The sequence below is a fragment of the Cellulomonas sp. ES6 genome, from assembly GCF_030053835.1.
In the GTDB taxonomy this organism is placed as follows: Bacteria; Actinomycetota; Actinomycetes; order Actinomycetales; family Cellulomonadaceae; genus Cellulomonas.
In genome coordinates this window covers 1,376,327-1,388,816 of the sequence record NZ_CP125655.1, presented here as the reverse complement: position 1 = coordinate 1,388,816, position 12,490 = coordinate 1,376,327, and the positions used below count along the sequence as shown (strand labels likewise).

The window sequence follows — 12,490 nt, the reverse complement described above, 5'->3', positions numbered from 1 at the left end:
CCGAGCCGTATCCGGTCCGCGGTGCAGCGGCCCGGGAGAGGAAGCGCCATGTACACCGAGTTCGCTCGCGTCACCGTCGACGCAGTGGGTGGCCCCGACAACATCAGGCAGGTCACGCACTGCGCGACCCGCCTGCGGTTCCAGCTGGTCGACCCGGCCAAGGTCGACCGGGCCCGCATCGAGGCGCGCCCCGAGGCGGTCGGGGTCCTGGAGTCCCAGGGCCAGTTCCAGGTGATCGTCGGACCCGGCGTCCCCGACGCCTACAAGGCCGTCGCCGCCGTCCCGGGAGTGCCCGGGGAGCAGGCCGCCACCCGGCCGGGACCGGGTACGCCCGGGCCCGACGTCGCGCGGGGTTCGTGGCTGGACCGCGTCCTCGCGACCATCTCGGCGATCTTCACCCCCTACATCCCGGTGCTCGCGTCCGTCGGCATCATCAAGGGCCTGCTCGCCCTCTGCCTGCAGTTCGGCTGGATCGCCGACACCTCGAACACGTACGCGATCCTGTCCGCCGCCGGCAACGCGATGCTGTACTTCTTCCCGGTCCTCCTGGCGTTCACGGCGGCCCGGCAGTTCGGCGCCAACCCCTACGTCGGGGCGACGATCGGCGCGGCCCTGATGGAGCCCAGCCTGACCGCGATCAACGTCACCGGGGAGCGCCTCGACTTCCTCGGCATCCCGTTCGTCGGCCAGTCGTTCGCCAACACGGTGATCCCGATCATCATCGGGATGTGGGCGTTCTCCTACCTGGAGCGCGCGCTGAAGCGGGTCCTGCCGCAGCTCACGCACCTGCTCCTGGTGCCCGTGATCTCCCTCGTCGTCATGGTGCCGCTCATGCTGCTGGTCTTCGGGCCGATCGGCTTCGCGATCGCGAACGGTGTGGCCACCGGCTACGACTGGCTCGTCCAGTACCCGGTCGTGATGAGCATGATCTTCGGCGCGCTGTTCGTGTTCGTCATCATGCTGGGTGCGCACTGGCTGGTGCTGCCGCTGCAGCTCGGCATCCTCGCGGACCAGGGCAGGGAGTACTCGCTCGCGGCGGGCGGCATGGGCAACTACGCGGTGCTCGGCGTGCTGCTGGCCGTCCTGGTGCTGTCGAGGGACCGGCAGACCCGGGCCGTCGCCGGGTCCGCGGCGTTCGTCAACGGCATCGCCGGCATCACCGAGCCCGGCATCTACGGCGTGCTCGTCAAGAGCAAGAAGTACTTCGTCGGGGTGCTCGCCGGTGGTCTCGTCGGCGGCCTCGTGTGCGGGCTGTTCGACGTGTACATCACCGCGTTCGCGTTCACGGGTGTGCTCGGGGCACCGGCCTTCCTGTCGTCCCCGCGGGCCGTCCCCTACTTCCTGGCGGTCTTCTGCACGATCGCCGTGGCGTTCGTCGTGACGCTCCTGCTCGACCGGCGAGGGCGTTCCCGGTCCGCCGGTGCGGCGGCGGACGGAGCCGTCCCCGCCGTGGCCGCGGAGCCCGCCGCGGCCCGCTGAAGCAGGCACGGCGGTGGGGACCCCGTCTCCCCACCGCCGTGCCCCGCACGTCGCCCCCCACGCACGACCCGGAAGGCCCCCATGGATTTCCCGCACCTGTTCTCGCCCCTGCGCATCAACCGGGTGACCACCAAGAACCGCATCGTGGCGACCCCCACGGGGGACTTCTTCGAGGACAAGGCGCTCGGCGGCGCGGGCATCGTGATCACCGGGCACGCGATCGTCGAGCCCGGTCGGTCCTCGTACGCGAGCCCGCACGAGCCCGACGCGTTCGCGAAGTACGAGGTCGAGGAGACCCGCCGCCGCGTGCTCAAGGCGCACCAGGCCGGCGCGAAGGCGTCGATCGAGATCTTCCACGGCGGCCGGCACGCCCGGGTCGCCGACTTCGCCCGGGGTCCCGTCTCGTACGTCCGGGAGGACGGCGTGGAGGTCCGCGGCATGACCGAGGACGACATGGCCGAGGTGCTCGAGCTGTGGGCCCGCGCGGCCCGCAACGCCCGTGACCTGGGCTTCGACATGGTGTTCCTGCACTTCGGGCACGGCTGGCTGCCGGCGCAGTTCCTGTCCCCGCGGTCGAACTCCCGGACCGACGGGTACGGCGGGTCGCTGGAGAACCGGGCACGGTTCCCGCTGGCGATCCTGCAGGCGGTGCGCGCCGCCGTCGGCCCGGACTTCCCGGTGGACATGCGGATCAGCGCCGTGGAGTGGGTGGAGGGCTCCATCTCGTTCGAGGACACGCTGGCGTTCATCCGGCTCGCCGAGCCGTTCATCGACACCGTGCAGATCTCCGCCGGGGTGGACATCGGGGTCGAGGGCAACGTGCACATGGCGACCACGAACTTCGAGGAGCACATGCCGAACGCGCCGTGGGCGGCGCGGGTGAAGTCCGAGGTGCAGATCCCGGTCAGCGTCGTCGGCGCGATCATGACGCCGGACGAGGCCGAGAACCTCATCGCGTCGGGCGTCGTCGACATGGTCGCGCTCGGCCGACCGCTCATCGCCGACCCGGACTGGCCGCGCAAGGCGCAGGAGGGGCGCGCGGACGAGATCGTGCCGTGCATCCGGTGCCTGCAGTGCTACCACATCAGCACGAACCGCCGGAACGTCGGCTGCTCGGTGAACCCGCGCTTCTGGAACGAGGACTTCGTCCCCCGGCGGCTGACCCTCACGCCGCGGCCGCGGCGCACCGTCGTGGTCGGGGGCGGCCCCGGCGGCATCACCGCGGCGCTCACCGCCGCGCAGCGCGGCCACGAGGTGGTGCTGCTGGAGAAGGACGACGTGCTCGGCGGCCAGCTGCAGTACGTGGCCCGCGAGCACTACAAGCAGGACATCAAGGCCTACCTGGAGTACCTGCTGCGGCAGGTCGCGACCAGCGGGGTCGACGTCCGCACCGGGGTCGACGCCACGCCGGACCTGGTCCGCGGGCTGCGGCCGGAAGCCCTGGTCGTCGCCGTGGGCGCGACCGAGGTGGTGCCGCCGATCATCGGCCTGGACCAGCCGCACGTCATGACCGGGAACGAGGCGATCCTGCGCGAGGACGAGATCGGCGACCGGGTGGTCGTCGTCGGCGCCGGGTCCATCGGCACCGAGATCGGGCTGGAGCTGGCCCGGCTGCGCGGCAAGGACGTGACGATGGTCGACATCGGGCAGACCTACGCGCCGCAGGGGAACAGCCTGTACCGCGAGGCCCTGCGGCAGAAGATCGAGGGCACCCCGACGCTGGGCTTCAGGCTCGGCCGGCGCTGCCTGCGGATCGAGGCGGACGCCGTCGTCGTGGCGGACGCCGACGGCGTCGAGGAGACGCTGCCCGCGGACCACGTGGTCGTGTCCGTCGGCATGCGCGCGCGGGACGACCTGGCCCGGTCGTTCTACGGGATCACGCCGGAGACGGTGGTGGTGGGGGACTGCGTGCGGCCCCGGATCCTCATGGACGCCGTCTTCGAGGGCCACACGTACGCCATGAACCTCTGACGGGCCCGCGCCCCGCCCCGCACGTCGCACCACGAGAAGGAGCACCGATGCCCACGAACGACGAGAGCCGCCGCCCCCTCTGGGGCCGGGGGCGCCGCCGCGAGGCCGCCGCACCCCAGCCCGTCGAGCTCGGACCCGTCCGGGTCGGCGCGCCGGTCGTGGGGGTGGCCGTACCGCTGGCGGACGTCGAGGACCCCGCGTTCTCGGCCGGCCTGCTCGGCCCGGGGATGGCGGTCCGGCCGTCGTCCGGCACCGTCGTCGCCCCGCTGGCCGGCACCGTCGTCACCGCCATGCCGCACGCGTACGGCCTGCGGTCCGACACCGGGGTCGAGGTGCTGGTGCACATCGGCATCGACACCGTCACGCTCAACGGGCAGCACTTCGCGCCCGCGGTCGAGGCGGGCGCCCGCGTGGCGGCCGGCGACGTGCTCGCCCGGGTCGACCTCGCCGGGGTCGAGGCGGCGGGCTGCCCCACCACGGTCGTGCTCGTCGTCACCAACGCCCGGACGCTGGGCGGCGTCGCGACCGAGCCGCCCGGCCCGGTCGACGCCGGCCGGACGCTCCTGACCGTCACCCCCGCGGCCTGAGGAGGACCCGTGCACCACCGCACCCTGCGCCCGTTCCCCCCGGCGTTCCTGTGGGGCGCGTCGACCTCCGCCTACCAGGTGGAGGGGGCAGCCGACGTCGACGGCAGGGGCCCGTCGATCATGGACGTCCGCACCGACCGTCCCGCGGGCGTCGCCGACTACACCGTCGCGAGCGACCACTACCACCGGCTCGAGGAGGACGTGTCGCTCCTGGCCGAGCTCGGCCTGCGCGCGTACCGGTTCTCCGTGTCCTGGTCGCGCGTGATCCCGGACGGCGACGGCGAGGTGAACCCGGAGGGCCTGGCGTTCTACGGCCGGCTGGTCGACGCGCTCCTGGCGCACGGCATCGAGCCCGTCCTCACCATGTACCACTTCGACCTGCCGCAGGCGCTGCAGGCGAAGGGCGGCTGGTCGTCGCGCGCCACCGTCGACGCGTTCGAGCGCTACGCGCGGGTGCTGACGGCGGCGCTCGGCGACCGCGTCCGGTACTGGCTGACGATCAACGAGCAGAACGTCATGATCCTGTTCGGCGGAGCCCTCGGCATCCCCCTCCCCGGAGGCGACGACCCGCAGCGCGAGGTCTACCAGCAGAACCACCACATGCTCGTCGCGCAGGCCCGCGCCATGCGGGCCGTGCACGAGGTGCCGGGGGCGTGGGTCGGGCCCGCCCCGAACATCGCCTGCGTGTACCCGGCGAGCAGCGACCCGCTGGACGTCGTGGCGGCCGAGGACTTCGCGGCGATCCGGAACTGGCTGTACCTGGACGCGGCGGTGCACGGCACCTACAACCCGACCGCCTGGGCGTACCTGGGGGAGCGCGGCTGGCGGCCCGACGTCGCACCGGGGGACCTGGCCGACCTGGCCGCCGGCCGCCCGGACTTCGTGGCGTTCAACTACTACACCTCGCACACGGTCGGGGCCCCGACGCCGGACGGGCCCGAGAAGGGCGGCTCGCAGGACCAGCACCTGCTCATCGGTGACGCCGGGGTGTACCGCGGGGTCGAGAACCCGCACCTGCCGACCACCGAGTTCGGCTGGGAGACGGACCCGGTCGGGTTCCGGACGACGTTCCGGCAGCTCTACGACCGGTACCGCCTGCCGCTGCTCGTCACGGAGAACGGGCTCGGTGCCCCGGACGTCCTCGAGCCGGACGGCTCCGTGCACGACCCGTACCGCATCGCGTACCTGCGCGACCACGTGGCGCAGATCCAGGAGGCCGTCTCGGACGGGGTCGAGGTGATCGGATACTGCCCGTGGGCGGCGATCGACCTCGTGTCCACGCACCAGGGCATGCGCAAGCGGTACGGGTTCGTCTACGTCGACCGCGACGAGGACGACCTGCGCACGCTCGACCGGTACCGCAAGGACTCCTTCCACTGGTACCGCGAGCTGATCGCGACCAACGGGCGGCGGAGGTGACGATGCGCGTCAAGCAGGTCCTGAACAACAGCGTCGTGCTCGGGATCGACGGCGCCGGGACGGAGGTCATCCTGCTCGGCCCGGGCCTGGGGTTCCGCACCTCGCCCGGCGACGAGGTGGACCCCGCCGCGGTGCAGCGCACGTTCGTGCCCGACGGCATCGGCTCGCTGGAGCGGCTCGCGGCCATGGTCGAGGAGATCTCCATCGACGCCGTGGCGGCGTCCGAGGAGGTCATGCGTGCGGGGCGCGAGCGACTCGGGCCGCACGTCACGGCGCGGGTGCTCCTCCCGCTCGCGGACCACATCGGGTTCGCCCTCCGCCGCGTCCGCGAGGGCAGCGCGACCGAGTACCCCCTGCGCTCCGAGCTCTCCTACCTCTACCCCGCCGAGCTGGCGTTCGGCCGCGAGGCGCTGGAGATCGTCGAGCGGCGCACCGGGGTCCGGCTGCCCGCGTCCGAGGCCGTGCCGATCGCCATGCACTTCGTCAACGCCCAGTACGGCTCGGACGACATGCGCGAGTACGTGCGGATGACCGAGGCGCTGCAGCAGATCCTGCAGATCATCGACGAGGAGCACGGCATCCGGTTCGAGGAGGGCGCCGTGGACGTCGCGCGGTTCGTCACGCACCTGCGGTTCCTGTTCGTCCGGGCGCGCCAGGACCCGAAGCCGCCGGCCCCGGGGGTGCCGACCGGCACCGGGGACACCGACGAGGTGCTCGCGGTCGTGCGGACCTCCAAGCCGCGGCAGTTCGCCTCGGCCGTGCGGATCGGGGCGCTGCTCGCGGACCTCTTCGACTGGACGGTCGACGCCGACGAGCTGCTGTACCTCACGCTGCACGTCACGCGGCTCACCGGGGCCGCGCCGCGCTGACGGGCTCAGCCCACGAAGATGCAGAACGGGTGCCCCGCCGGGTCGGCGTAGACGCGCAGCGGCTCGTCCGGGTCGTCGCGCCGGTCGAGCAGCAGCCGGGCTCCCAGGCCGAGCACCCGCTCGTGCTCGGCGTCGAGCGTCCCCGCGTCGGGCACCGTCATGTCCAGGTGGAGCTGCTGCGGGACGTCGGGGTCGGGCCAGGTCGCGGCCGGGAGCTCGGGGACCTTCTGGAACGCCAGCGGCCACAGGCCCTCGCCCCGCAGGACCAGCCAGTCGTCGCCCGCCGGGTCCGGCTCACCGGGCGCCGGCGGCTCGTCGCCGGGGCGGGACTCGAGCCCGAGCAGCTCCCGGTAGAACTCCGCGAGCCCCCGCGGGTCGGTGGTGTCCAGCACGGTCTGCACGACGCGGGGACGGGTCACCGTGGCCTCCCTCAGCCGCCCCGGCGCCGACCGCCGGGGCCTACGCCTCAGCATCCCCGCGCGGGGCCGGCTCCGCACGCGGGCCACCTAGGTCACGGCCCTCACCGACGCCGCCGGTCCACTCACCTGCGTCGCCGACGGGCCTGAGTGCTCCGCGGGACCCCCGCACGGCCGCGACGGCGGACCACCCACGCAGGACGCAGGTCCCCCACCCGGTCCGGCCGCGGCGCCGCCAGCGTCGGACGCGGTGCCCGCGCGGGTACCGCCGCGGCGACGAGAGGACCAGGCGTGGACGCCAGACGACCGAGGACGACCATCCGGGGCCGGCTGCGGCGTGCCGGGGCGGGGGTGCTCGCCGTGGCACTGGCCGGGCTCGGGCTCGTGGCCGGGGGTGGCGCGGCGCTCGCGGCGCCGGGGAGCGTCGAGGACGGTGCCATCCGCGTCGAGAACACCAGCATCCAGCGGGTGTACCTCGACGCGGCGATGCGCAGCCAGCTCTGGACCCGGCACTCGACGACCTTCGGGGCGTACTACCGGACGACGGACCGCGAGGGCGGCACGGCCGCGGGCAACACCGGCCCCATGGTCACCACGGCGTCGGGGCGCGAGATGCTCGCGGGCACGGGCACGTTCGTCGAGCAGCGGCACGGCGGCACGGGGACGCCGGCCGACCCGTACTGGATCTCCACGACGCGTGAGGTGGCCGGCGTCATGCGGGTCACCACGACGAACCTCTACGCCGACGGCGACGACTACATCCAGGGCCGGATCAGCTACACGAATCTCGGGGAGTCGGCGGAGGACGTGCAGCTCGGCTACTGGTACGACTGCCACTTCGCCGGGAACGACTTCGGGATGTCGGCGATGGACGCCACCTCCTCGAGCTGCATCTCGACGGAGGGGGAGGGGGCGATGAGCGTCGTGGCGGTGTCGCCCGACCCGATTCTGCTGGGTGGCAACTACTACGCCGTCGCCGCTGCCGCCGCCGGGTACGGCGTCACGACGACGTGCTTTCGCGACAAGTGGACCACGGCGGCGTGCGACGAGCTCCCGGTGGTCGACACCAGCGCCGCCGTCCTGTGGCGCTCCGACGCGGTGGCGCCCGGTGCCGAGGTGACCCGCGCGTGGTTCGTGACGGTCGGCGAGCGCGTCGAGCCGTTCGCGGACCTCGCGGTCGGCGCGACCGCCGAGCCGCCCTCCGTCCAGGTCGGCGACGAGGTGACCTACACGCTCGACGTCCGCGACGACGGGCCCGCGGCGTCGCCCGGGACCACCGTCGACTTCGCGATCCCGGCCGGCCTCGAGCTGACCGCGCAGTCCGGTGACGGCACGTACGACGCCGCGACGGGGACGTGGACCGTCGGGGACCTCGCGCCCGGGCAGGCGGCGCAGATCCGGCTGACCGCGCGGGCGGTCTCCGCGGGGACCTGGGAGGCGTCGGTGACGCGCGCCGCGTCGCCGACGGTGCTCGACCCCTCGGCGTGCACCGCCGGATCGCCGGAGGGCTGCGGCGCCCCGACGACCGTCGAGGTCACGGAGCGGGCCGTCACCGCGACGCTGGATGCCGCCCCGCGCACGCTCGCGGCGGACGGCGTGTCGGTGTCGACCGTCACGCTCACCACGGGGGCGGTCACCCCCGATCCGGTGGAGGCCGACGCCGCGGTCGCGGCGGTCGACGCGCCCGCCACGGGTGCGCCTGCCACGGATGCGCCTGCTACGGATGCGCCCGCTACGGATGCGCCTGATGCGGTTGTGCCTGCCGTGGACGCGCCTGCCGTGGACGCGCCTCCTGCGGACGCGCCTCCTGCGGACGCGCCTCCTGCGGACGCGCCCGCTGCGGACGCGACCGGCGCCGGTGGCGTCGAGGCCGCGGACGCTGCCGACGACGTGACGTTCGCCACGGACCTCGGGGAGCTGGCCACCCCGGTCGACCACGGCGACGGCACCATCACGGTCGGGCTCCGGTCCGTGGAGCCGGGAGTCGCGACGGTCCGCGCGTCCGTCGGCGGCACCGAGGTCGGCACGGTGCGCGTGAGCTTCGTCGCGGCGGACCCCGAACCGGTCGACCCGGAGCCCGTCGACCCGCAGCCCGTCGACCCGGAGCCGGTCGACCCGGAGCCGGTCGACCCGCAGCCCGTCGACCCGGACCCGGCGCCGTCCCCCGACCCGACCGTGGTGGCCCTGCCCGGTGAAACCGCTCCGTCGTCGACGGCGAGCACGCCGAGCGCGGCGAGCGGCGTCCTGGCGTGGACCGGCAGCCCCGCCGGCGTGGTGCTGCTGTGCGCCTCGGCGCTGGTGGTCGCCGGCGGCGCGCTCCTCGCGCTCCGTGGCCGCCGCCGGGTTCGCGGCGAGGGCTGACCCCCAGACGTGCGGGAGGGACGCGGGCGTGCGGAGGGGTGTGCCCGCGTCCCTCCCGCACACCCGCCCGCACACCCCCCGCGCGCCGCCGACCGCCGCGCGCCCGGCACGCCGGGACGACCGCTGCGGCGGCCGGTGCGCACGGGTCCGGGGTGGTCGCGCACGTGCGGGGAGTCGGCGGACGCGCGCCGGGGGTCGCCGCGACGGCGGTAGAGTGCGGGAGCACGACGTCCCCGCCCGGCCGCGCCCCCGCGTTCGTCCGGGCAGACCTCTCGACAGGGAGCACCCACAGGTGACCACCCCCCGCCCCGCTGCGGTCGTCGTCCTCGCCGCAGGTGAGGGCACCCGGATGCGTTCGGCCACACCCAAGGTCCTGCACACCCTCGCGGGCCGCTCGATGCTCGGGCACGCGCTCGCCGCGGCCCAGGCGCTCGAGCCCCGCCGGACGGCGGTCGTCGTCCGGCACGAGCGCGACCAGGTGGCCGCGCACGCCCGCGAGCTCATGCCCCAGGTCCTGGTCGCCGACCAGGACGACGTGCCGGGCACCGGCCGCGCCGTGCAGTGCGCGCTCGCGGTGCTCGACGCCGCCGCGCAGGCCGAGGCCGCGTCCGCCGGGGACGGCCCGGGCGTGCCCGGCTCCGCCGCGGGCGTGCTCGTCGAGGGCCCGGTCGTGGTGCTGGCGGGGGACATCCCGCTGCTCGACGGCGGGACGCTGGCCGAGCTGCTCGCCGCGCACGCCGCGGACGGCAACGCCGTGACCGTGCTGACCACCGAGGTCGCCGACCCGACCGGGTACGGGCGCATCCTGCGCTCGCAGGACCCGGCCGACGCGGGCGACGTGCTCGGCATCGTCGAGGAGAAGGACGCGACCGACGAGCAGCGCGCGATCGCCGAGATCAACTCGTCGGTCTACGTGTTCGACGCCGCGGTGCTCCGCGGGGCGTTCGGCCGGCTCGGGCGCGACAACGCGCAGGGCGAGGTCTACCTGACGGACGTGCTGGCGATCGCGCGGGCCGACGGCGGCCGGGTGCGCGCGCTGCGCACGGACGACCCGGTGCTCGTCGAGGGCGTCAACGACCGGGCGCAGCTCGCGGTGCTGCGCGCCGAGCTGAACCGCCGCGTCCTGGACGACTGGATGCGCGCCGGCGTGACGGTCGTGGACCCCGCGACCACCTGGGTGGACGTCGACGTCGAGCTCGCGCAGGACGTCACCCTGCTGCCCGGCACCCAGCTGCACGGCGCGACGTCGGTCGCCTCCGGCGCCACGATCGGCCCGGACACCACCCTGACGGACGTCGAGGTGCACGCCGGCGCGACCGTCGTGCGGACCCACGGGTCGCTCGCGGTGATCGGCGAGGGCGCGACCGTCGGCCCGTTCGCCTACCTGCGGCCCGGCACCGTGCTCGGCGAGCGCGGCAAGATCGGCACGTTCGTCGAGACGAAGAACGCGGAGATCGGCGCCGGCTCCAAGGTGCCGCACCTGTCGTACGTGGGCGACGCGACCATCGGCGAGGAGACGAACATCGGCGCGGCGTCGGTGTTCGTCAACTACGACGGGGTGCGCAAGCACCGCACGACGATCGGCTCGTACGCCCGCACCGGCTCGGACAACATGTTCGTCGCCCCGGTGACCGTGGGCGACGGCGCCTACACCGGTGCCGGCTCGGTCATCCGGCACGACGTCCCGCCGGGTGCGCTCGCCGTGAGCGCCGGCGCCCAGCGGAACATCGAGGGCTGGGTCTCCCGGTCCCGCGCCGGCACCCCCGCCGCCGAGGCCGCCGCCCGCGCCCGCGGCGAGGACGACCAGCTCTCGCCCCAGGCGCGCGCCGAGCGTGAGCGCGCCGGCCGCGCTGCCGGCTCGGGGGTCTACTCCACGCCGCCCCCGCACCTGCCGGACCACCCGGCCCCGCTGCCCGACGCCCAGCCCAGCACGGAGGACACCGCACGATGACCGGGATCGTCTCGCAGGACGGTGAGAAGCGGCTCGTCCTGGTCTCGGGTCGCGCGCACCCCGACCTGGCCGCGGCCGTGGCGCAGAGCCTCGACATCGACCTGCTGCCCACCACCGCGTACGACTTCGCGAACGGCGAGATCTACGTGCGGTTCGCCGAGTCGGTGCGCGGCGCGGACGTGTTCGTGCTGCAGAGCCACGCGGCGCCCATCAACCAGTGGCTGATGGAGCAGTTCCTCATGGTCGACGCGCTCAAGCGGGCCTCGGCCAAGACGATCACCGTGATCGCCCCGTTCTACGGCTACGCCCGGCAGGACAAGAAGCACCGCGGCCGCGAGCCGATCTCGGCCCGCCTGGTGTCGGACCTGTTCAAGACCGCGGGCGCCGACCGGCTGATGAGCGTCGACCTGCACGCCGCGCAGATCCAGGGCTTCTTCGACGGCCCGGTCGACCACCTGTGGGCGATGCCGATCCTCACCGAGTACGTGCGGACCCGGGTCGACGTGCAGAACGTCACCGTCGTGTCCCCGGACGCCGGTCGCATCCGCGTCGCCGAGCTGTGGGCGCAGAAGCTCGGCGGCGGGCCGCTGGCGTTCGTGCACAAGTCCCGCGACATCCGGCAGCCCAACAAGACGGTCGCGAACCGCGTGGTCGGCGACGTCGAGGGCCGGACCTGCGTGCTGGTCGACGACCTCATCGACACCGCCGGCACGATCACCGGGGCGGTGCGCGTGCTCAAGGAGGCGGGGGCGAAGGACGTCATCGTCGCCGCGACCCACGGCGTGCTGTCCGACCCGGCCACCGACCGCCTCCAGCAGTGCGGGGCGCGCGAGGTCATCGTCACCGACACGCTTCCGATCCCCGACGAGCACCGGTTCGAGAACCTGACCGTGCTGTCCATCGCGCCGCTCATCGCGCGCGCGATCCGCGAGGTCTTCGACGACGGCTCGGTCACGAGCCTCTTCGACGGCCAGTCCTGACCCCCAGCACGACCCCGCGCGCCCTCCGCGCACGCACCCTCCCCTCGCACGCACCCTCCCCGCGCACGCACCCCTCGCACCCTGCGACGCCGAGAGTCCAGGACACGCCGGCCGGGCGTCGTGATCCCGGGCGTGTCCTGGCTTCTCGACGCGGGCTGCGCGCGGGCGGAGGGCGCGGCGCGGGTGCGGGTGCGGGCGGAGGGCGCGGCGCGGGTGCGGGTGCGGGCGGAGGGCGCGGCGCGGGTGCGGGTGCGGGCGGAGGGCGCGGCGCGTGCGCGGGTGCGGGCGGAGGGCGCGGCGCGTGCGCGGGCGCGGGGGCGGACCCGGGTGCGTGCGGGCCGCGGGGCGCGCGGTCCGTGGGGGCGGATTCGTCCCGCAGGGTGGGACGCGGGTAGGATCGGGGGGTTGCCTCGGCGAGGGACGTCGGACGGTCGCTCCACGACCCGTCGGCGGTCCG

At 74.5% G+C, this 12,490-nt stretch carries 9 protein-coding genes; 8 read left to right on the top strand and 1 reads right to left on the bottom strand.

The genetic code is table 11. From position 1 onward, the window contains the following. Positions 1 to 48: 48 nt before the first annotated feature. From P9841_RS06490 to P9841_RS06470, 5 genes are all read left to right on the top strand, one after another. Entirely contained in the window at positions 49 to 1,479 is a 1,431-nt protein-coding gene (locus tag P9841_RS06490; protein WP_283321217.1) for a PTS transporter subunit EIIC, read from the top strand. 81 nt (positions 1,480 to 1,560) lie between these two features. Then, complete coding sequence (locus P9841_RS06485) at positions 1,561 to 3,450, top strand: oxidoreductase (protein ID WP_283321216.1); 1,890 nt, start codon at positions 1,561 to 1,563, stop codon at positions 3,448 to 3,450. A 47-nt stretch (positions 3,451 to 3,497) separates the two neighbouring features. Next, a complete protein-coding gene (locus tag P9841_RS06480) occupies positions 3,498 to 4,037 on the top strand; it encodes a PTS sugar transporter subunit IIA (protein WP_283321215.1) in 540 nt (179 codons plus the stop codon). A 9-nt stretch (positions 4,038 to 4,046) separates the two neighbouring features. Then, positions 4,047 to 5,456: a glycoside hydrolase family 1 protein gene (locus P9841_RS06475; protein ID WP_283321214.1), complete on the top strand. Its 1,410-nt coding sequence runs from the start codon at positions 4,047 to 4,049 to the stop codon at positions 5,454 to 5,456. 2 nt (positions 5,457 to 5,458) lie between these two features. Then, positions 5,459 to 6,325 (top strand): PRD domain-containing protein, encoded by an 867-nt coding sequence (locus P9841_RS06470; RefSeq protein ID WP_283321213.1) that lies wholly within the window; start codon positions 5,459 to 5,461, stop codon positions 6,323 to 6,325. A 5-nt stretch (positions 6,326 to 6,330) separates the two neighbouring features. On the opposite strand, the gene P9841_RS06465 is transcribed toward P9841_RS06470, so the two are convergent. Then, positions 6,331 to 6,798, bottom strand: coding sequence for a VOC family protein (locus P9841_RS06465; protein WP_283321882.1), 468 nt, complete (start codon positions 6,796 to 6,798; stop codon positions 6,331 to 6,333). A gap of 234 nt (positions 6,799 to 7,032) precedes the next feature. On the opposite strand from P9841_RS06465, the gene P9841_RS06460 reads away from it, so the two are divergent. From P9841_RS06460 to P9841_RS06450, 3 genes are all read left to right on the top strand, one after another. Beyond that, on the top strand, positions 7,033 to 9,102 hold the full coding sequence (locus tag P9841_RS06460) for a hypothetical protein (protein WP_283321212.1): 2,070 nt from the start codon (positions 7,033 to 7,035) through the stop codon (positions 9,100 to 9,102). A 292-nt stretch (positions 9,103 to 9,394) separates the two neighbouring features. Further along, a complete protein-coding gene (gene glmU, locus P9841_RS06455; RefSeq protein WP_283321210.1) occupies positions 9,395 to 11,053 on the top strand; it encodes a bifunctional UDP-N-acetylglucosamine diphosphorylase/glucosamine-1-phosphate N-acetyltransferase GlmU in 1,659 nt (552 codons plus the stop codon). Further along, positions 11,050 to 12,033, top strand: a complete 984-nt coding sequence (locus tag P9841_RS06450; protein ID WP_222171518.1) for a ribose-phosphate diphosphokinase — start codon at positions 11,050 to 11,052, stop codon at positions 12,031 to 12,033. The genes glmU and P9841_RS06450 overlap by 4 nt, the downstream gene beginning before the upstream one ends. Positions 12,034 to 12,490 lie beyond the last annotated feature (457 nt).